The following is a 20765-nucleotide window of genomic DNA, read 5'->3' as shown; positions in this document are numbered from 1 at the left end:
ACGTGACCGGGTCGGCGCTACGCCCCGGTCGCGAAGTCCCCGTGGTTGCCCATCGCCTGGGTGAGCAGGCTCTTGCGGTACTGCTCGAGGGCGACGAGGTCGCCGAAGAGGGCTAGGTAGGCCTCCGGCTGTTCGGTCGAGGAGATCCGCTGCAGCCTGGACTTGAGCTCGGCGATCTGCCTGCCCACCCAGGCTTCCTGGGTGCGGGCGAGAACGCCGGAGACGAAGCGCGGGATATCGGACTCCGACTTCACCGGCAGCGGCTCGGCGGCGAGTTCCGAGAGCAGCGCGCGCATGGTCAGGTCCTCGGTGCGGTCGGCGACGGCGTTGACCCATTCGGCGCCGCCGAGTCCGGCCGCCGTGCCGCCCGCCTCGGCGATCAGGCCGCGCAGCACCGCGTAGGCGGGGTGGGTGAAGGCTTCGGCCTCGAGCGCGTCGAAACCCGCTCCGGCCATCGCCGGGTATTGGAGGGCGGCCGCGAGCACCTGGCGCTGCGGCAGCAGGGTGGGATCGTTCGGATTGGGCCGCGCGGCGGGATGTTCGGCGACCACCTCGCGGGGCGCGGGCGTGCGCACCGTGCCGGTCCGCCCGCCGCCGTTGCGATGCCGCTTGGCTTCCTCGCCGACGCGGCGCACGACGGTCTGGATGTCGTCCCAGCCGACCCAGCCGGCCAGTTTGGTGGCGTAGGCCTTGCGCAGGGCGTTGTCCTTGATCTGCGCGACCACCGGCACCGCCCGGCGCAGCGCCTCCACCTGCCCCTCCGCGGTGTCGAGGTCGTGGTCGGCCAGCAGGCCGCGAATCACGAACTCGTACAGCGGAGTCCGGCGGGCGACCAGATCGCGCACGGCGGCGTCACCGGAGTGCTGCCGCAGTTCGCACGGGTCCTGCCCGTCCGGCGCGATCGCGATGTAGGTCTGACCGGCCAGCTTCTGATCGCCCGAGAAGGCCTTCAGAGCCGCCGCTTGGCCCGCGGCGTCGCCGTCGAAGGTGTAGATGATCTCGCCGCGCCAGAAATTGTCGTCCATCATCAGGCGGCGCAACAGGGCGAGATGCTCGTCGCCGAACGCCGTGCCGCAGGAGGCGACGGCGGTCTTGACCCCGGCCAGGTGCATCGCCATGACGTCGGTGTAGCCCTCGACCACCACCGCCTGGTGCCCCTTGGCGATCTCGCGCTTGGCGTGATCCAGGCCGAAGAGGACCTGAGATTTCTTGTACAGCAGGGTTTCCGGCGTGTTGATGTACTTGCCGGGCATGGTGTCGTCGTCGAAGAGCTTGCGGGCGCCGAAACCGATGACGTCACCGGACAGGTTGCGGATCGGCCACAGCAGCCGCCGGTGGAAGCGGTCGATCGGGCCGCGCTGACCTTGCCGCGACAGCCCGGCCGCCTCCAGCTCCTTGAAGTCGAACCCCTTGCGGAGCAGATGCTTGGTGAGTGTGTCCCACCCGGCCGGTGCGTAGCCGCAGCCGAACTGGTGCGCGGCGGCGGCGTCGAAGTTGCGATCGGTGAGATATTTGCGCGCGGCTTCGGCTTCCGGCTCGCGCAGCTGGGCGATATAGAACTCGTGCGCGGCGGCGTTCGCCGCGACCAGCCGGGACCGGGTGCCGCGGTCGCGCTGCACCGAGGTGCCGCCGCCCTCGTAGTTGATCCGGTAACCGATCCGGTCGGCCAACTGCTCGACCGACTCGACGAATCCGACGTGCTCGATCTTCTGCAGGAAAGCGAACACGTCGCCGCCCTCGCCGCAGCCGAAGCAGTGGAACAGGCCGTGATTGGGTCGCACGTGGAATGACGGCGACTTCTCGTCGTGGAACGGGCACAGGCCCTTCATGGAGTCGGCTCCGGCGCGCTTGAGCGCCACGTACTCCCCCACCACGTCTTCGATCCGGACGCGCTCGCGTATTGCCGCGATATCGCGATCAGGAAGTCGTCCGGCCACGGCAGAGAGTCTAGGCGAAGGCGGGGCCGACGCGCCCGGTCGGCTCCACACCGCGATTTCCGGCGGCCCCGCCCGTCACGAGCGGTCCAGTTCCGCGCGGATCGCCGCGACCGTCTCGGCCAGACGTGCCTGGTGAGAGCCCTGCCAGTAGATCCGGCCGCAAGCGCGGCACTGCCGGAAGGTGTCGTAGTAGCGACGCGTGAGCGGTTCCAGACGGTCCTCGACCTCGGCTTTACCGACCTCGGCGACGACGCCGCCGCAACGTAGGCAGCGGGTGAACGGATCCAGGCGCGCGGCGAGGTCGAGCCGCCGGATCAGCTCCACGACCTGGTCGGCCGGCCGGTCGGATCGGATGTAGACGCCGTGGGTGACATTGCGGCGCTTCAACAGCCCCCGGTCACGGGTGAGCAGAATCCGATGCTCGGCCGCGGACGCCTCGGCGAGTTCGGCGTCCCCGGCCGCCCAGCGGCAATGCACGTCGAGACCGAGCAACCGCATCAGCTTGGCTAGACCACCGAGATTCACGTCCGCGAGAAAGCGGGGCTCGCGCAGCGGATGCGGGCGCACCAGCGTCACCCGGCCGATGTCGAGTGTTTCGAAGACGGGGTACGCGGTGATCCGCGCGCCGGGGCGCGGGCGATGGTCGAAGTCGACCGGTTCTCCGTCGACCAGGATCAGATCGATCTCGGTGTGCGGAATGCCGGCGGCCTCGATGACGTCCTTGACGGTCTGGTGCGGACGGCATGGCCGTCGCAGCACGGTGTATCGTTCGCCGGGCCGCAGGAAGTCGTTCAGTTCGGCGTATACCCGCAGATCGACGCTCATTCGACGAACAGCGCCATCGACGCCGTGAACCCGTGCAGCGCGTTGCGGCCCGCGATGGGCCCGATCTCACCGGCGGCGAAGAAGCCGGCGAGCGGGATGCCGTCGAGCAAGTCCTCGATGGTTGCGGCGTCGTGGTCGGCCACGCCGAACATCCGGCGGCCGCGTCCGTTGCAGGTGAACAGCAGAGCGCCGGCCGGAGGTCCGGGCAGGTCGGTGCGTGCCCGCGCCAGCGCCGCCCGCAGGTCGTGGTCGGCTCCGATCGCGTCGCGGACCTGGAACTGGACGGTGGTGCCGACTTCCACCACCTCGCCCACCTCGATCGCGCCGCTGGACGGATCGGCGCCGAGCAGGCCGCGGATCAAGAAATCGCCCTGCCCCGGCTCGGCCAGATGCTCGTCGACGACGAAGCCGATCTGCAGGCCGCGCGCCAGCTGTTCCTGCTGGTCGGGCGGCAGCACGGCGACGATCTGACGCAACCGCTCGATCGGGGGCAGGCCGCCGAGCCCGGTGATCACCATGCCGTCCGCGCCGGTGACGGTGTAGGGGTGGCCGATCGGACGGCAGCCCTGGGACACGATCGGCACGTTGTGCAGGCCGGGAAGCCGCACGCCGACCGCGCCCGAGGTCACCACGGCGTGATCGCGGAACAGGCGGCTGCCTTCCGGGCCGTGGCCACCGCTGACCAACCCGCCCATCACGACGGTGCCGGGCAGATCCGTGTTCACGTACTCCAGCAGCAGATCGGCCGGGAACGAGTAGGGGTCGGGCAGCAGCAGGTGGAAGTCGCGTGCGGCCTTGTCGAAGCGATAGCCGGCGAGCAGCCCTCCGCTGGCCGTGCGCAGGAAGTCCAATTGGAAGGTTTCGGCGGCGGGCAGTCCGGAGGCCAGCCACACCGCCACCGCGGGCTCGTCCTCGATCTCGCGGCGACCCGCCACCACCGCTTGGGCCACGCATCCGATCAGGGCGGGCACCCGGACCGTCCGGTGGACGCCGGAGAGCACTTCCACGGCGTCGTCGGTGTGCGCGCGGGACGCGAGCAGCACAGCGAGGGACGGCGCCGCGCCCGCGATCTCGTCGCGGGCGCGCGCTGCGGCTTCCATGCCCGCTCGCCGCGCATCCGGCGCGGTGGAGAGCCCTACTCCGATCCGCACCCCTCTATGGTAGCCAACCTGGGAAGATGGCGAATTCAACTGTGGCACAATGGATTTCACGAGCCAGGCGAAGCCGGTCCGCCAGGTGACGGCTCGGACCACCGGTTTCCCCGCGCCACGATCGCAGCGGCAAGGTGGCGGGAAGGTTGCGAATCGATAGCTGTTCGGCCGCGGCGGGCGCATCATCCATGCTTCCCAGCCCGGAGAGGTCAGGGAGATCTGAGCGACAATGGCCGCAACCACAGTCTGTTCTCGATGAACCGGGATCAGAATGTCGGCGCAGGCCGGCGCACCGCGGCAAGACCTGATGAGGACAGGCGGGAGACATCGTGAGTCAGCCGTCGCGGATCGACACCGGCGAGCTGCGCGCGATGGTCTCGACCTTGGAACGGCTCATTGCCGACGCTTCCCGGACGGTCGGCCAACTGAAAGCGGCCATCGCCTCCGCTGAAGGGCTCGTCGGCGGCGACCCGGTCGATCATGCCGAAGCATCGCCTGTCCTGGGGCCCGCGGTGCTCGCGGCGGAATCGTCGCCCGAGCCGAAGGCGATGCCGACGCCGTGGTCCCGTAAGAACCAGGAGACGCCCTGGTCAAGGCGTGTGGTGCGGCCGTGCCCGACGGTGCAGAGCACACCTGTTCACGTATCCGCGCCCCGCGAGATCGGCGTCCCGTCAGCGGAGGTCTCCGCGCCCGCACGTCGATCGGCCGCGGCCGGCCACTCGGATTTCCAGCCCGCAGGTCGTCGAACCGATGCCGTCGACGAGCCGGCATCGGTCCGGCGCGCAGTTGCCGCCGACGGCCCTCCCCCCGCCGCCGCCGCGGCGTCGAGCCGTGGGACGGACCGGGGCGAACACTCCGTGCCTCGCCGGCGCACCGATGCCGCATCCGCCCACCGGACGGACACTCCTGACGGCTCCCCTCCGGATGGGTCGGCCGGCGCCGCACCCAGCGTCGGAAGAGCGCACCGCGCCGAGGACCTCGCACCGATCGGGAGTCCGCGGCACCAGGTGTCAGCTCCCAGTGCGGCCGGTGGCAGTCGTCCCCCTCGCCCGCACATCGACCTGGACGACTCGGTGCGGCTCGTGCGACCAGAGGCCCCCGCGCCAGCTGCGCGCAGCGGGACGGCACCGGGCCAGCCGACCGACTTCATCGACGCCTCCGCAGCGACCGATTCGGCCGGCGCCGCCGCGGAGGGACACCGGTCCCCCTCGCGATGGACCGATGCCCGAGACGACCATGAACCCATCCAGCAAGCGGGTGCCGCGCATAACCGGGCACCGGCTCGCCAGAAGGACATCCAAGAAGCCTTCGCGTCACCGCGACATATCGCTGCCGCTGACGGCTCCCCGCCTGCCCCGGAGACCGGCCCTGCACCCCACCCGGAGCAAGTCCCGCAAACGACGGAACCAGCGCCCCCGGAACGAACCGGCATCGCCGACGACCCCGCACCCGTCGTGCCGAACGCCCGGCGCGGCGCACCGATCGAAGCCGCAGACGACGACGTACTCATCGAAGAAGCCGACGATCGTCCGGCGGTCACGCTGCGGGACGACACCACGATCGGCACCGCAACTACCCCGCCGCCCGGCATCGCAGACGACTCCCCACCCGATTCAGAGCCCCCGTACCTTCCGGTCCCCATCACGTCCACCGACCAGTCCGGGAGATCGAGCGAGTTCGCACGTATCCGAAGAACCGAGCCCGAGGCCACTCACGGATACGATGCGGCGTCCCTGGTCCCGTCCGACCGTGCGGCCGATTCCGCAGCCGGTCACGTCACCGACACCACACCTACGCCTTCGACCGATAACGCGGATCTCCCCCAGCGGATGATCAGCGAGAACGACGCGGACCCCGACATACCGACGAACCTCGCCGAGCAGCAGGCGCCGAACCCGCGGACAGCCACCACACTGCGCCCCGACCCCATTCCTGAACTCGACGCCCCAGGTCATTCCGCAGCCGAGCAGCAGACAACCGCAGCGCCAAACCAGTCGAGCGGCAACGCAAACCTTCCCAGCCGCCAACCGATGATCAATGCCGACGACTCGCTACCTCACCGCCACAAGGAGGCTACCGAGCAGACGGCACCCGCCCAGGCAGCCACCACGCCCCTCCCCGAACCCTCCGGCCAGATCGACGCCACAGACCACCCCGCAGCCGAGCAACAGACAACCGCAGCGTCAAACCAGTCGAGCGGCAAGGCGATCCTTCCCGACCACCAACCGATGATCAATGCTGACTCGGTACCTCACCTCCGGAAGACCGCTGCTGAGCAGACGGGACCTACGACACCCGTCCCCGAACCCGCCCATCAGATCGACGCCACAGACCACCCCGCAGCCGAGCAGCAGACAACCGCAGCGCCCGATCACTCGAGCGGGAACACGGCCCGCTCCCAGCCCACGACCAGCACCGGCGACTCGGTACCCGATCCGCCGAGGGATACCGCCGAGCAGGCGGCATCCGTTCCGGCGGCTACCGCACCAGGTCCCCAGATCGATGCCACGGATGATTGCGCGGCCGAGCGGCGGGCAGGCTCCGCGCCGGGCCGGCAGGCGGACGCCACTGATGAACCCGTATCGCGGCGAACGATCGGGAACGCGCCCGGCTCGGCTGCTTGGCTCGACGCGCTGCGCTTCTCCTGGCTCGATTCCCCGAACGGCCCACCGCCCGCCGGCGCTGGAACGACGGACGCCTCGGGCCACCAGGCGGGATCGCCCCCAGGGGCCGGGGAGGCAGGCAGCGTCGCTCAGCAGTTGGGCAGCACAGACAACTCCGGAGCCCGCCGGAGCATCGGCCACCCCTCGAGCGGCGGACGGAGCGATCCCGCGCCCGAACACCCCGGGACCGCACCCAACCGGAAACCCGACGCCGCCGACCAGCCGACGCAAACCGAAGTCAGCGCTACCGGACACCCTCGGCACGCCGCTGACGACGCCGATTCCATCGGCATCGCTAAAAACCCGACGCGGTCACCCCGAACAGACGTCACACACCCTCACCGGGCCGCCTCGGCCGCAACAAGCGCGGAGAACTCCACCGCGGTGCACCGCAGCGAGTCGGCGACTCCGCGGCGGACCGGCAGCACAGGCGGCGTACCGGTCCAACGCCCCGGCCCCGCATCCCCCCGGAAACACGAGCGCGCACTCATCGAGCGCGGCGATTCCGCACGCCGCCCCGCAGTCTCCGAGCAGACCGACGCTCCCGACCCGTTCGAGGCGCTTCGCATCGCGCGGGAGATGTCGGCGCGGCACGGGGTGGAAGTCGTCGGGTTCGATACCGCGAATGTCGATCTCCAGGTGATCCGTGAGATCGCGTCCGCCATCGATGAGCTGCTCACGAAATACCCGATGCCGCTGCGGGGCGTCGAACTGACCGCTGACACGGAGCCTCGCCCGCGACCGGAGCGCGACCCCACAGCGGCGCAGTCGGCCGACGCCCCGATCTGGTTGCTGCTTGACCACGCGGCCTTGTCTTCGCCGCGGTCGGCACCGGTGGAGACGCGCAGGATCTTCCGGCGCCGCGGGCCTGCCGAGCGGCCCGTGTACACGGCGGTGGTGCGCGAATTCGCGGGGGCGCTCGATGTCGCCGGTGCGTTCCGGGCTCGGCAAGAAGCTCTGCGAACTCTGATCAACGAGTCACTGCGCGGCGGCGGCGGTGGACTCGGACTGCTCGACCCCGGCCGCGCCTTGATCGACGGCTTCACCGAGGTGGTGCTGCGAGGCGAGCGAGCCAGCGCGACGGCCAAGGAATTGCACGGCGCGCTGGTCAAAATGGCCCGAGTGGAGTCTTCCGACGACCTGTCGGCGTGAGACTGGATGGGCAGTACGCATAAAGGGCGCAGCCGGACGCAGTCCGCCCTCAGTCCCGCGCACGGCCGCAGCGAAGGCGGAGGTACGCACAATAGGCGCAGCCGGACGCAGTCCGTCCTTATTTTCCGCGCACGGCCGGAGCGAAGGCGGAGGTACGCCTTAGACGTTCAACTCCCCCGCCACCCGCTCCAACCGGCTCTCGGTATAGGACGCGATCTGATCGACCACGACGCGCACGCGGGCGGTGTCGTCGGACGCGGCGTTCCAGAACGGCAGCAACAGCGGGTCGAGACTGCCGGGTGCGGTGGCGAGCAGGCGCTCGGCCACGGCGAGGACGCGTTCGCGTTGTGCGGCCTGCCGCAGCCGATGCGCGGGGTCGGACATCACGTAGCGCAACGCGACGGTCTTCAGCAGCGCCACCTCGGCGGCGACGATGCGCGGCACCTCGAGATCCGCGTGGTATCTGGACAGCGGCTGCGGCCCGGCCGCCGCGCGCGTCGCCATGATCGCCGCGGTGGCGAAGCGGCCGACGAGTTCGCTGGTGAGACGCTTGAGCGCGACCGAGGCGGTGAACGTGCCGTCGTATCCGGACGCCGCCGCGACCACCGGGAGTTCCGACAGCCGTTGCGCGGCGGCGATCAACTCGTCGGCGGCCAGCGAGTGCTGGAACTGGCCGAGCGCGGCCAGCGCGTCCTGTTCGGCCGGGTCGGCCAGCGCGCGCAGATCGATCCGGCCCGCGATGACGCCGTCCTCGACGTCGTGCACCGAGTAGGCGACGTCGTCGGACCAGTCCATGATCTGGCATTCGAGGCTGCGGCGCCCGTCCGGCGCGCCCTTGCGGATCCACTCCAGGCGCTCGGTGTCGACCTCGTAGGCGCCGAACTTGGTGCCGGGACCGGTTCGCCCCCAGGGGTATTTGAGCGCGGCGTCGAGCGCCGCGCGGGTGAGGTTGAGACCCGCGCTGGCGCCGTCGGGCTCGAGCACTTTCGGTTCCAGGCGGGTGAGGATGCGCAGGTTCTGCGCGTTGCCTTCGAATCCGCCGAAGGCGTCGGCGAAGGCGTCGAGGGCCTTCTCGCCGTTGTGGCCGTAGGGCGGATGGCCGATGTCGTGGGCGAGGCCGGCCAGGTCGACCAGGTCCGGGTCACAGCCGAGACCGTCGGCGATGCTGCGGCCGATCTGGGCTACCTCCAGGGAATGGGTGAGCCGGGTGCGCGGGGTGTCCGCCTCGCGCGGACCCATGACCTGCGTTTTGTCGGCCAGTCTGCGCAGCGCGGCGGAGTGCAGCACGCGGGCGCGGTCGCGGGCGAATTCGGTGCGGTGGCCGGTCTCGAACTCGCTGCGCGGAGGGCCGAGTCCCGCGGTCTTGGCGCCCTCGACGACGAGGCGTTCGGTGTCGTGATCGGTGTACCGGGCGCTCATCGAGGGCTCACTGTCCCGCCGTGTAGGTGAAGTCCGCCGAGAAGTGGGTGAGCTGGTACCACAGCAGGGCGCCGGTCTCCCTGGCGATGCCGTGCGCCTGCGATTCCCTGGTGTAGACGGCGGGGCCGGTTCTGGTGGGGGCGGTCCAGGCCGCAAGCCCCTCGTCGCGTGCCATGGTTCGGGTGCGCAGCGAGTGCCACGGATCGCTGACCAGCACCGCCGACGACATGTCCCGCGCGCGCATCGCGGTGACCACCGCTTCGATGCTGCGCAGCGTGTCCGATCCGGTTTCCACGGCGAGGATCTTGTCGGCGGGCACGCCGCGCGCCTGCAGATAGTTCTTGCCGGAGGCGGCCTCGGTGAAAATATCGCCCTCCTGTTTGCCGCCCACGGTGATGACACGGGGCGCGACACCGGCCCGGAACAGCTTGTAAGCCTGGTCGAGTCGCGCCTCGAACACCGAGGACGGCGTTCCGGAATACTGCGCCGCGCCGAGCACGACGATCGCGTCGGCCTTCGTGTAGTCATCGATGCGCGCGACCTGCCACACCCGGAAGGCGGTCCCGCCGACCAGCACCGCGCCCATCACGACGGAACCGACGACCAGCCGCCGCGTCCAGCGCAGCAACCCGGCGCCGAAGCCCTGTGGCCGGGCGGATTCGGGCGCGGGAAGGGCTCGGGTGCGCATCGTTGGCAAATCCACTCCCCAAGTCTGCCAAAAGCGGCGCGGGCCACCGACCGCTTACCGCCAGGGGCGGCTACCAGCCGCGGTCTCGCCAGGCCGGAAGGCTCGGACGCTCGGCGCCGAGCGTGGTGTCGTCGCCGTGGCCGGGGTAGACGACGGCGTCGTCGGGGTAGCGGTCGAAGAGCTTGGCCGACACGTCGGTGAGCAGCGAGGTGAAGTCCGCCGGGGAGGTGGTGCGTCCGACGCCGCCGGGGAACAGCGAGTCCCCGGTGAACAGATGCGTGCGTCCCGCCCCGTCGGTGAGCGCGAGAGTGATCGAGCCCGGCGTGTGACCGCGCAGATGGATGACCTCGAAGACCAGATCGCCGATGGTGACGGTGTCGCCGTCGGCGAGCAGCCGATCGGGGCGGACCGGCAGCGGGTCGGCGTCGAGCGGGTGCGCGGCGGTGGGAGCGCCGGTGGCCTCGGCGGTTTCGCGCAGCGCCAGCCAGTGGTCGCGGTGCTGATGGGTGGTGACGATCAGCCGGATCTGGCCGCGCGCCTCCTGCTCGACCAGGGCCGCGATGCGGTCGGGCTCGTTGGCGGCGTCGATGAGCAGGGCCGCGCCGGTGCCCGCGCACTGCACCAGATAACAGTTGTTGTCCATGCCGCCGACCGACATCTTGACGATGCGCGCGCCGGGGACATCCCGCTGCTGCGGGTTCGAATCCGGTGACACGTGGCCGCTGTAGGGGCGATCGATGGTGATCACGAAACGATGCTATCGAGCTAGATTCGTGCCATGTCACTGCCGTCGCCGATCCGCTTCGTTCGCTTGCTCGCGATCAGCGTCCTCCTGGCCGCGATCGCCCTGCTGGGCGCTCCGACGATCGCGGCGGAACCGCCGCTGCGCATGAACACCTATGTGGAGAATCCGGCTGGCGTGCTCGATCTGAGTCAGCGCGATCGGGTGAGCGGCGCGGTGGACCGGCTCTACGCCGACCAGCAGTTGCGACTGTGGGTGGTGTACGTGCGCGGCTTCGACGGGCTCGATCCGCGCGACTGGGCCAGGCGCACCGCCTCGATATCCGGGTTCGGCCCACGGGACCTGCTGCTCGCGGTCGCCACCGAGGACCGCGCGTACTGGCTGGAAGGCGAAGTGCCCGGCGAGGTCAGCGATGCCGAACTCGACGACATCCTGATCGGCGAGGTGGAGCCCGCCCTGCGGGACGGACGCTGGGCCGACGCGGGAATCGCGACGGCCGACGGGCTCGACGCCGCCATGCGCGGCGGCGGCGTGAACGTCCGCGCCTTGCTCGTCCTCGGCCTGCTGGTGGTGCTGGTGGCGGGCGGCCTGGTCTGGTACGCGCGCAAGCGGCGGCGGGAACGGTCCGCGGCCGAGCTGGCGGTGGCGCGGCAGCTGGATCCGGAGGACACGACGGCGCTGTCGGCGCTGTCGACGGAGGCGCTGCAGGCCCGGTCACGGGAGACGCTGGTGGAGATCGACAACGCGATCCGCACCAGCGGCGAGGAGCTCGAGCTCGCCACCGGGGAGTTCGGCGCGACCGCGACCACCCCGTTCCGCAACGCTCTGGAGAATGCGAAAGCCGCTGCGGCTCAGGCATTCACGATCCGGCAGCGCCTCGACGACGCGATTCCGGAGACACCCGACGAACAGCGCGCCCTGCTGGTCGAGCTGATCGGCAAGGTGGGGCGCGCCGACCGGGAACTCGACGCGCAGGTCGCGGAATTCGACGCCATGCGCGATCTGCTGCTCGACGCCCCGGCTCGGCTGGACGCCCTCACCAGGGACGTGGTCGAGGTGACCGCCCGGATTCCCGCCTCGGAAGCCGAGCTGAGCCGGCTCGCCGCCGCCCATCCGGCCAGCGTGCTCGCGCCGATCGAGGACAACGTGCGGATGGCACGCGAGCGCCTCGCCTTCGCGGAGCAGAACGTGGACGCGGGACGTTCCGCACTCGCCGAGCCGGTCGGCGAGCAAGGCGGCGCGGTCGCCGCCATTCGTTCCGCAGAGGCCGCGATCGGCCAGGCCCGCTCCCTGCTCGACGCCGTCGACAACGCCTCCAGCGCCATCCAGCAGGCCCGCGACGGCCTGCCCGGCGCGCTGGAGGAGCTGCGCCGCGACCTCGCCTCCGCCGCCGGACTCGGCGACTACGGCGGGCGGGAGCTGGCCGACGCCCGCGCCGCCGGGCAGTCGGCACTGGAGCAGGCGACGGCCACGGGTGACACCGATCCGCTGAGCGCCTTCCACGACGCGGTCACCGCCGACGCCGATCTCGACCGTGCCGTCGCGAGCGCCACCGATCGCAAGCTCGCCGCCGAGGACCTGCGACGCAGGCTCGATCGAGCGCTCGCCGACGCGGGCGTCCGGATCGGTTCGGCCGCCGACTATATCGGCACCCGGCGCGGCGGCATCGACGCCGAAGCGCGCACCCGCCTGTCGGAAGCGCAGCGCAACCTCGACGAAGCGCGGCGTTCGAGCACGAGCGATCCCGCCGCCGCCCTGCGGCACGCGCAGGCGGCGGCGGATCTGGCCGGGCGCGCGCTGCAAGCGGCACAGGCCAGCGTGCGGGCGTGGGAGGCCGAACGGATGCCCGCCGCAAGCGCCAACACCGGGGCGGTGCTCGGCGGCATCCTGCTCGAAGGACTGCTGCGCGGAGCGGCCGGCGGCGCCGTACGCCCCGGCGGCGGCTGGAGCCCCGGTTCGTACGGTGGTTCGTCCGGCTCCCGGCGCATCGGCCGCGGCGGGAGATTCTGACCTCGGCTCAGCGGCCGTCCGCACCGGTCAGTGGGCCCCGGCCGCCGACAGGGCGGTCAGTTCGGCTCGCACCGCCTCCGGGAGGCCGTCGGCGTGCGCGCCGCCGCCGAGCACGCCGACGGTCAGCTCCTGCGCGAAGGTGTAGGCGAGATAGGTGACCGCGGCCGACGCCCCCGCGGATGGGCGGGGATGGGCCGAGACGTAGACGATCTCGTAATCGGTGAGTTCCAGCCCGGCGGGTGTGCGGAACGCGGGGACGACGCCGGTATTGGTGACCGCGATGTGCCCCGCCAGCGAATGAACCCTCTTGGCTCCGTAGTAATCCGGGAAATGCAGCACGGACTGCTGCACGACCCCTTCGGACAGGTCACGGGTCAGCCGAGCCGAAATACGCTGTGCCAGTTCGACCGGGCTGGCGGCCGGGTCCACTTCGTCGGCGAAGGAAGCCTGTCCGGCCATGTTGGTGCCCGCGGAGGCGGCGACCGGCGGATCCAGCCGGTTGCGCAGGTCGACCGGATACAGGCAGCCCAAAGTGGTCGCGCCGCCTGCTGTCTCACGGGCATACGCGCGCAGCAGCGCGGCGGTGAGCAGCCCGTTGACCGTCGTACCCGACTTGCGCCCCAGTTCTGCGATCCGGGCGGTGGCCGCCCTGTTCAGCCGCACGCGCACCGGACGGGCGAGCGTGCTCGGCGCGGGTTTCGCGTCATCGGACGGCGCTTCCCGCGCCTCTGGCGGAAGCGGCACGGTCACGTCCTCGAATCCCGACCTCGCGGTCGCGGTGATGCCTCGCGCCGCCACATACCACTCCAGAGATTGTGGAATCCCCTGTGGCGCAACATGACTTGACTGGCCCTCGACATGGCCGGTGTAGAAATCCCACAGCCGGGACAGCAGTTCCACGCAGTGGCCGGCGTCGGCGACGCTGTGATGAACGAACAGCGTGACACGCCACTCGCCCCCGCCCGAGCCGATGACGTCCAGATACGCCAGTTGAACCGCCGGATCCATGGCGGGGACACCGATCACCGCCGGATCACCCTCGCGTACGGCGACCGGGACCAACGCCGTCTCGTCCGCGGCGAACAGATACCCCTGCCCCGCAACGTCTTCCACGATTCTGCAACCGATCACCGGATATCCGCGCCGCAACGTCGCGAACGCTTCCCGCAGCGTCGCAACGTCGAGCGCTCCCCGCACCGACACCGAGCGGCCCGTATAGGTGCCGTGCCGCACGAACCGCTGCTCCGACGGCGCCAGCACCCGAATCGGAGCGTCCTCATCCCACACCACACGGCAAGGGTGCTGCACTACCGGCACAGGCGCAAACCGACCGGGCGGATACGGAAGACTGCGGGTATGAGTCTCGCGGCGCATCTGGAACAGATCGGCCTTCCCGCGGTGGAGGAACAACTCGCCCATCCCACCGTGCTCGGTATCGCCAAGGGCACCCTGCCCGAAGCGGTGTTCCGGTCCTGGCTGGAGCAGGACTACCTGTTCCTGCTCGATTACGTCCGGGTGTTCGCCCGGCTCGCATGGCAGGCTCCGGCAGCCCATCTCGGCGATCTGGTCGATCTCGCGCACGCCACCTACCACGAGGAGCTGTCACTGCACCGGTCGCTGGCGGCCGAGTTCGGCGCCGACCTCCACGGCGCGGTCAAAGGCCCGGCGTGCGCGGCGTACACGGCGTTCCTGCTCGACTCCGCCGCGTCCTACGGCGAAGGCCTCGCCGCGCTCTACCCCTGCATGTGGGGATACTCCACGCTCGGCACGCGGCTGGCCCAGCACCCGCCCGCCGAACCGCGCTACCGCCGCTGGGTGGACACCTACGCCGATCCCGGATTCGCCGCCCTCACCCGCCGCTGCGCGCAGATGATCGACGAGTCCGGGGCCGACCCGGCGCGGGCGGAAGAGTTGTTCCGCGCGGGGCTCCGGCACGAACTGGCGTTCTGGGACGTCCCGCTGACCTGAATCCTGTTGCCCACCATGTTCGCACCGCGCCGTCGGCCGGGTGGACCTACGCTGACATCGTGAGTCAGGACCACGTGCGAGCCTCCGACGCGGATCGGGAGAAGATCATCGACCGGCTGCGCCTCGCGATGAACGAGGGCAGGCTGTCGCTCGCCGAATTCGACGACCGGCTGCAACAGGTGTACGCCGCCAAGACCTACGGCGAGCTGACGCCCTTGCTGTCGGACCTTCCCGCACAACGCGAAGCGCGGCCCGCGCGCGCCAAGGGCATCCCGCAGTGGATCACGATCATGTGGACGCCGTGGGTGTTCGTCAACGCGCTGTGCGTGGCGATCTACCTGGCCACCGGCGCGGGCTACTTCTGGCCGTTCTGGGTCGCGGTGCCGTGGGGCCTGGCGTTGCTCATCCCGACCACGATCGGCATCGTCACCCGCAAGAAGGACTGAACGACGGCGCCCCGCCACGGGGCGCCGTGCCGGGGCTCAGGCGCCGATCAGGTGCTGCGCCAGATAGCCCTCGACCTTGTCCAGCGCGATGCGCTCCTGGGTCATCGTGTCGCGTTCGCGGATGGTCACCGCCTGGTCGTCGAGCGTCTCGAAGTCGACGGTGATGCAGAACGGCGTGCCGATCTCGTCCTGGCGGCGGTAGCGGCGGCCGATGGCGCCCGCGTCGTCGAACTCGACGTTCCAGTGCTTGCGCAGCTGGGCGGCCAGGTCCTTCGCCTTCGGCGTGAGATCGGCGTTGCGCGACAGCGGCAGCACCGCCGCCTTCACCGGCGCGAGGCGGCGGTCCAGGCGCAGCACCGTGCGGGTGTCGACGCCGCCCTTGGCGTTGGGCGCCTCGTCCTCGGCGTAGGCGTCGACCAGGAAGGCCATCAGTGAGCGGGTCAGGCCCGCGGCGGGCTCGATCACGTACGGGATGTAGCGCTCGTTGGTGGTCTGGTCGAAGAAGCTCAACTCGGTGCCGGAGTGCTCGGAGTGCGTCTTCAGGTCGAAGTCGGTGCGGTTGGCGATGCCTTCCAGCTCACCCCACTCGTTGCCCTGGAAGCCGAAGCGGTACTCGATGTCGGTGGTGCCCGCCGAGTAGTGCGACAGCTTGTCCTTCGGGTGCACGAACAGCCGCAGGTTGTCGGCGGAGATGCCGAGATCGGTGTACCAGGAGAACCGCGTCTCGATCCAGTACTTGTACCACTCCTCGTCCTCGCCGGGCTTGACGAAGTACTCCATCTCCATCTGCTCGAACTCGCGGGTGCGGAAGATGAAGTTGCCCGGGGTGATCTCGTTGCGGAAGCTCTTGCCGATCTGCGCGATGCCGAACGGCGGCTTCTTGCGCGCGGTCGTCATCACGTTGGCGAAGTTCACGAAGATGCCCTGGGCGGTCTCCGGGCGCAGGTAGTGCAGGCCCTCCTCGGACTCGATCGGGCCGAGGTAGGTCTTGAGCATCATGTTGAAGTCGCGCGGCTCGGTCCAGCGGCCGACGGTGCCGCAGTTCGGGCACGCCACGAGTTCCATCGACACCGTGTCCGGGTCGTCGATCTTGTTCTTCAGCGCGTACGCCTCCTGCAGGTGGTCCTGCCGGAAGCGGTGGTGGCAGTGGAGGCACTCCACCAGCGGGTCGTTGAACACCCCGACGTGGCCGGAGGCGACCCACACCTGGCGGGGCAGGATCACCGAGGAGTCGAGACCGACGACGTCCTCACGGCCGGTGACCATGGCGCGCCACCACTGCTTCTTGATGTTCTCCTTGAGTTCGACGCCCAGCGGCCCGTAATCCCATGCCGACTTGGTGCCTCCGTAGATCTCACCGCACGGGTACACCAGACCCCGGCGCTTGGCGAGGTTGGCAACGGTGTCCACCTTCGACTTGGGTGCCACGCGAGAATTCTCCATCCACTGCGAGTCGGATTTCTGCATTGCCCCGACACGATAGTTTTGTGTCGATGCTGCGATTGTGCCCAGCCTATCGGCAGTCGCCGCAGTGGTTTCAACCGCACGGTCCGGCGTGCCTGTTTGACATGCGCACCTGTGCATACGCAAACTGGTAATGCTTTCCATTAAGGAGTTGGTGACATGACCGCCGAGACCGCCGCGGCACCGCCGCACAACCCGTACCGGTCGCCGGGACCGGCGCCGGTACCCCCGCGAACCGTGCTGGAGGACGCGGGCGAGCTGTTGCGGGCGCTGGCCGCGCCGGTTCGGATTGCTATCGTGCTGCAGTTGCGTGAATCACCGCGGTGTGTGCACGAACTGGTCGACGCGCTCGGTGTCACGCAACCACTGGTCAGTCAGCATCTGCGTATCCTCAAGGCCGCCGGTGTCGTGCACGGTGAGCGTTCGGGTCGCGAGGTGCTCTACGAACTCGTCGACGACCATCTGGCCCACATCGTCGTCGACGCCGTCGCGCACGCCGAGGAAGGGTGATTCGTGCCAGACAACACGGCCGTCCCGCAGAAACCGGTCGGCATCCGCAGCACCAGGCAGCGCAGCGCCATCGCCGCGCTGCTCGGTGACATCGATGAGTTCCGCTCCGCCCAGGACCTCCACGACGAGCTGCGCAAACGCGGCGAGGGCATCGGGCTGACCACGGTGTACCGGACGCTGCAGTCGCTGGCCGACGCGGGCATGGTGGACGTGCTGCGCACCGACTCCGGCGAGTCGGTCTACCGCCAGTGCTCCACCGGCCATCACCACCACCTGGTGTGCAGGCATTGCGGCCGCACCGTGGAAGTGGAGGGTCCGACCGTGGAGGCGTGGGCCGAGTCGATCGCGAGCGAGCACGGCTTCACCGAGATCAGCCACACCCTCGAGGTGTTCGGCACCTGCACGACATGCGGGACGGCGCGCCGCCGCGACCGGTGAGCGGCCCGATTCCCGGCGTGTCGGGTTAACGCGCCTGCGACCAGCGGAGATTCACCGGCGAGATCCTCGGAGTGCCAGGACGATCCCGGCTCGATACGAAGGATTCGCCATCTGCTGGGGAGGCAGCGTGTCAACGACCATCGATTCATCCGTACGCCCGGTGCGCCGCCGGGCCGTGACCGTCGCCGGGGCCGCGCTCCTCGTGGCCTCGGCGCTGTTGCTTCCGGCGTGCCAGGACGAGGACGGCACGCCGGTGGCCGTCCCGTCGACCACCGCCATCGGAGTCGCCGCCGGCCCGACTGGGCAGTCGACGGTCCGCACCGTCGGCAAGACCGGCTGGTACGACGGATTCGACATAACCGTGCAGAGGGCGACCGTGGCGCCGGACGAATACGGCGGCGCGAAGGTGCGCATCGACATCACCTACAAGAACACCACGCTCGACGACCACACGCTGAGCATCACGCCGTCGCTGCTGGTCGGCAAAGAGGTGGACGGCGGCGCGATCTTCGACAGCCCCACGGTGCCCGGCAACGGCTCGGCCACCGGCACCGCGACCACGTCGCTGCAGTCGGTCAAGGACGCCGAGCACCTCATCGACACGATGACCGTCGTGTACGGCCAGGCCGCCGACAACCAGACCAAGATTCCGCTCGCGGCGGCGGGCAAGGTGGACAGCGTCCAGCCGAAGGCGCTGACCGTCACCGGCACCCTGGTGCAGGACCAGACCACCATCCAGGTCACCGGCGGACGGATCAGCCCGAGCTACACGAAGAACGAGAACGGTAAATCGGATCTGGCGCTGCGCGTCAAGCTCGTCGGCGGGCCCGGCATCGCGGCGGGCGGGACGAACATCTATTACGACTACTTCACCGTCCGCACACCCGACGGCCAGACCGTGCCCGCCGACGTCCGCGGCCCGATCAACGAGTTGCTGAACGCGAACGAGACCATCGACAACCCGAAGAACTACGTGGTCTTCGTGGTGCCGTCTCCCGGCACCGGCCCTTACACGGTGATCTACAACCCCCAGAAGGAAGAGGGCGCCGCCACCGCACCCACTCTGTCGTTCACGGTGGGCTGAGCGCCCGCAGCCGCCGCTCCGCACGGACGAGAACGGCTGCGATGTATCGCCGGAAACGCCGACGGCGGGTCGCCCTTTTGCGAGGGCGATCCGCCGCGGTGACCGGCTCAGCCGACCGGCACCGCATCCCGCGCCGGAGCCTGCGCCTCGGCCGGACGACCGCGCAGTGCGGCCACCCCGAGCAACCCGAGGGCGGCCGCGCTCCAGACCAGCAGCACCACCAGCGGTCCGGTCGCGGCGGCGCCGTCGAAGAACGCGACCGAGCGCAGCAGCGACGCGGCGGCGCCGGGCGGCAGCAACTGGCCGACGGCGCCCCACGGCTGCGGCAACAGCTCCGGCGCCGACGTGGCCGCGGAGAACGGATTGCCGATCAGCAGCATGGTGAGCGCGGCGATGCCGATGCCGGCTCGGCCGATGACGGCGGCGAGCCCGACCACCGAACCGGCGACCGCGAACGACACCAGCCCGCCGACCGCAGCGAGCACCGGGTACGAGCCGGGCACCACCGACAGCCAGCCCTGGATGATCGCCATGCCCAGCAGTCCGCCCGCGACGCCGAAGGTGACCAGCCCGAGCACCTTGCCCCCGATCGACGGGATCAGCAGGGCCAGAAGCACCCCTGCCGCGATGCCGGACATCACCAGCGGCAACACCATCGCGCCGAATGCCGCGCCTCGCGGATCGTCGGAGTCGGCCGCCACCACGTCCTCGACCCGGGCGGCGGGCGCGCCGGAGAGCTGCTGCCCGATCTGGGTGAGCTGCTGTGCGACCGCGGGACTCGCGCCTGAGGCGACCAGTACGCGCGGCGGCCCGTCGCCGGTGACGATCGCCCCGTAGACCTCGCGGTCCTCGATGGCGGCGCGGGCGGCGGCCTCGTCCGCGGGCGTGCTGATCTCGAAGGCGCCCGGACTGTGCTCGGCGAGCTTGCCCGCGACCATCGCGGCCTGTGGACCGGTGACGGCAAGCGGCAGGTCCCGAGGCGCGATGTTCGCGGCGGGCCAGGCGAACGCGATCAGCATCAGCGCTTGGAGCAGGGTGGCGCCGAGGCCGAGAGCGAGCGCCCGCTGCGTGCTGTTCATGGCCTTCTCCCTTAAAAATCGAATGCTCGTTCTTTATTGGGGCTACCGTCGCACGCGACTGGGAAGTTGTCAAGAACGGATATTCGTTTTATTTTTGACCCGTGCCCCGAGTCACCGAAGAACACCTCGAACGCCGCAGGCAGCAGATCATGGACGCAGCCCGGCTCTGCTTCGCCCGCAAGGGGTTCTACGAGACCTCCATGCAGGACGTGTTCGCGGAATCGGGCCTTTCGGCCGGTGCGGTCTACCGCTATTTCAAGAGCAAGGACGAGTTGATCACCGCGCTGGCCACGGAGACGACCGTGGCCTTGCGCATCGCCATGGACCAGGCGATTCGCCGCGATCCGCTGCCGACGCCCGCCGAACTGATCACCATGATCGCCGAGGAGGTGGTGCGGCGCAGCGGGCCCGACGGCCCGGTACGACTGGCGCCGCAAGCCTGGGCCCTGGCCCTGGTGCATCCCGGGGCGGCGGTCATGGTCCGCGAGACGATGCTCGCGATGCGCGCGCTGTGGGTGACCTACGCCGAACGCATGCGCGACAAAGGCTGGCTCCCCGAGGACGCCGATGTCGACGCCGTGGCCAAGGCGATCATCGGACTGCTGCCGGGTTTCATCCTCCAGCACCTCATCCTCGGCGACCTCGACCCGCAGACGCTGGCGCTCGGCGTGCGGACCCTGCTGCCCTACGGCGAGCCCACCCGATAGCCTCCGGCTCGCGCAGCCACCCACGACCCGGCACGGCTGTCACGACTTGGGCATGACGAATGTCGTGCCTCAGGGCACCAGGCCCTGCCTCGCCCGGCTCGCGTTGGACAGTACGAGCAGCAGCATGGTGGTGAGCGCCTGGTCGTCCAGTCCGGCGGCGGGGAAGGTGTAGCGCAGGATGACGTCGGCCAGCCCGCCGCGGGCGATCACGGTGAGCGAACCGAACTGCAGCGCGTTGTTGCGTTCGGCGACCCGCTTGTGCAGCTGCGCTTTCAGCGGACGGTCCCAGGCGAGCACGCAGGTGAGGCTGAGCACGTCCAAGCCCGGCGCCAGATTCACCGCGCGCAGCGACGAGAGGGCGCCCTCGTATTCGAAGCCGAGCGACCCGTCGGCGTCGACGCGTACGTCGATGCCGTAACTCGACAGACAGGCCCCGGCCCGCGCCTGCAACTCCCGGTCCGGGGTCACCGCCGCGCCCATGT

The 20765-nt window shown here is 70.0% G+C and carries 18 protein-coding genes; 8 read left to right on the top strand and 10 right to left on the bottom strand.

Annotation, left to right across the window (positions count from 1 at the left end; all coding sequences use genetic code 11):
* Window positions 1-17 precede the first annotated feature (17 nt).
* The 3 genes from dnaG to ACH49X_RS15260 form a co-directional block, all read right to left on the bottom strand.
* Window positions 18-1937, bottom strand: coding sequence for a DNA primase (gene dnaG / locus ACH49X_RS15270; protein ID WP_195077655.1), 1920 nt, complete (start codon window positions 1935-1937; stop codon window positions 18-20).
* 75 nt (window positions 1938-2012) lie between these two features.
* On the bottom strand, window positions 2013-2762 hold the full coding sequence (locus ACH49X_RS15265) for a Mut7-C RNAse domain-containing protein (RefSeq protein ID WP_357104701.1): 750 nt from the start codon (window positions 2760-2762) through the stop codon (window positions 2013-2015).
* Window positions 2759-3913: an FIST N-terminal domain-containing protein gene (locus ACH49X_RS15260; protein ID WP_357104698.1), complete on the bottom strand. Its 1155-nt coding sequence runs from the start codon at window positions 3911-3913 to the stop codon at window positions 2759-2761. The genes ACH49X_RS15265 and ACH49X_RS15260 overlap by 4 nt, the downstream gene beginning before the upstream one ends.
* A 329-nt stretch (window positions 3914-4242) precedes the next feature.
* Between ACH49X_RS15260 and ACH49X_RS15255 the strand changes: the two genes are divergently transcribed.
* Window positions 4243-7728 carry a hypothetical protein gene (locus ACH49X_RS15255; protein WP_357205226.1) on the top strand — a complete coding sequence of 1162 codons (3486 nt, stop codon included), beginning with the start codon at window positions 4243-4245 and terminating at the stop codon, window positions 7726-7728.
* A gap of 159 nt (window positions 7729-7887) precedes the next feature.
* On the opposite strand, the gene ACH49X_RS15250 is transcribed toward ACH49X_RS15255, so the two are convergent.
* From ACH49X_RS15250 to ACH49X_RS15240, 3 genes are all read right to left on the bottom strand, one after another.
* Window positions 7888-9147: a deoxyguanosinetriphosphate triphosphohydrolase gene (locus tag ACH49X_RS15250; RefSeq protein WP_195077651.1), complete on the bottom strand. Its 1260-nt coding sequence runs from the start codon at window positions 9145-9147 to the stop codon at window positions 7888-7890.
* Between the two features lie 7 nt (window positions 9148-9154).
* Window positions 9155-9835 (bottom strand): YdcF family protein, encoded by a 681-nt coding sequence (locus ACH49X_RS15245; RefSeq protein ID WP_195077933.1) that lies wholly within the window; start codon window positions 9833-9835, stop codon window positions 9155-9157.
* A 70-nt stretch (window positions 9836-9905) separates the two neighbouring features.
* Window positions 9906-10583, bottom strand: coding sequence for an MBL fold metallo-hydrolase (locus ACH49X_RS15240; protein ID WP_323123901.1), 678 nt, complete (start codon window positions 10581-10583; stop codon window positions 9906-9908).
* A 30-nt stretch (window positions 10584-10613) separates the two neighbouring features.
* Here ACH49X_RS15240 and ACH49X_RS15235 point away from each other — a divergent pair, with 30 nt between their 5' ends.
* On the top strand, window positions 10614-12587 hold the full coding sequence (locus ACH49X_RS15235) for a TPM domain-containing protein (RefSeq protein ID WP_357205223.1): 1974 nt from the start codon (window positions 10614-10616) through the stop codon (window positions 12585-12587).
* 27 nt (window positions 12588-12614) lie between these two features.
* Here the strand turns inward: ACH49X_RS15235 and ACH49X_RS15230 are convergent, their stop codons facing one another.
* Window positions 12615-13877, bottom strand: coding sequence for an acyltransferase (locus ACH49X_RS15230; RefSeq protein ID WP_357205220.1), 1263 nt, complete (start codon window positions 13875-13877; stop codon window positions 12615-12617).
* Between the two features lie 66 nt (window positions 13878-13943).
* On the opposite strand from ACH49X_RS15230, the gene ACH49X_RS15225 reads away from it, so the two are divergent.
* Entirely contained in the window at window positions 13944-14555 is a 612-nt protein-coding gene (locus ACH49X_RS15225) for a TenA family protein (RefSeq protein WP_195077648.1), read from the top strand.
* 59 nt (window positions 14556-14614) lie between these two features.
* Complete coding sequence (locus ACH49X_RS15220) at window positions 14615-15001, top strand: DUF1707 domain-containing protein (RefSeq protein WP_357104681.1); 387 nt, start codon at window positions 14615-14617, stop codon at window positions 14999-15001.
* Between the two features lie 36 nt (window positions 15002-15037).
* Here ACH49X_RS15220 and ACH49X_RS15215 read toward each other — a convergent pair whose 3' ends face one another.
* Window positions 15038-16429 (bottom strand): glycine--tRNA ligase, encoded by a 1392-nt coding sequence (locus ACH49X_RS15215; RefSeq protein ID WP_323123903.1) that lies wholly within the window; start codon window positions 16427-16429, stop codon window positions 15038-15040.
* Window positions 16430-16624: 195 nt separating this feature from the next.
* Here ACH49X_RS15215 and ACH49X_RS15210 point away from each other — a divergent pair, with 195 nt between their 5' ends.
* The 3 genes from ACH49X_RS15210 (at window position 16625) to ACH49X_RS15200 (ending at window position 18497) form a co-directional block, all read left to right on the top strand.
* Window positions 16625-16975, top strand: a complete 351-nt coding sequence (locus tag ACH49X_RS15210) for a helix-turn-helix transcriptional regulator (protein ID WP_039796803.1) — start codon at window positions 16625-16627, stop codon at window positions 16973-16975.
* A gap of 3 nt (window positions 16976-16978) precedes the next feature.
* Entirely contained in the window at window positions 16979-17413 is a 435-nt protein-coding gene (locus ACH49X_RS15205) for a Fur family transcriptional regulator (protein ID WP_195077646.1), read from the top strand.
* Between the two features lie 127 nt (window positions 17414-17540).
* The gene (locus ACH49X_RS15200) at window positions 17541-18497 is read left to right on the top strand and encodes a hypothetical protein (protein WP_357205217.1); all 957 of its coding nucleotides are present in this window, start codon (window positions 17541-17543) and stop codon (window positions 18495-18497) included.
* 107 nt (window positions 18498-18604) lie between these two features.
* Here ACH49X_RS15200 and ACH49X_RS15195 read toward each other — a convergent pair whose 3' ends face one another.
* Window positions 18605-19576 carry a hypothetical protein gene (locus ACH49X_RS15195; RefSeq protein WP_357205214.1) on the bottom strand — a complete coding sequence of 324 codons (972 nt, stop codon included), beginning with the start codon at window positions 19574-19576 and terminating at the stop codon, window positions 18605-18607.
* 101 nt (window positions 19577-19677) lie between these two features.
* Here ACH49X_RS15195 and ACH49X_RS15190 point away from each other — a divergent pair, with 101 nt between their 5' ends.
* Window positions 19678-20283 (top strand): TetR/AcrR family transcriptional regulator, encoded by a 606-nt coding sequence (locus ACH49X_RS15190; protein ID WP_357104671.1) that lies wholly within the window; start codon window positions 19678-19680, stop codon window positions 20281-20283.
* A gap of 69 nt (window positions 20284-20352) precedes the next feature.
* Here the strand turns inward: ACH49X_RS15190 and ACH49X_RS15185 are convergent, their stop codons facing one another.
* Window positions 20353-20763, bottom strand: a complete 411-nt coding sequence (locus tag ACH49X_RS15185) for a YbjN domain-containing protein (RefSeq protein ID WP_195077930.1) — start codon at window positions 20761-20763, stop codon at window positions 20353-20355.
* Between the last annotated feature and the right edge of the window lie 2 nt (window positions 20764-20765).

Origin of the sequence: Nocardia sp. NPDC019323 (assembly GCF_044389845.1) — a bacterium.
GTDB classification, from domain to species: Bacteria; Actinomycetota; Actinomycetes; order Mycobacteriales; family Mycobacteriaceae; genus Nocardia; species Nocardia implantans.
The sequence above is the reverse complement of the archived record's forward strand: the minus strand, read 5'-3'. Positions and strand labels throughout refer to the sequence as shown.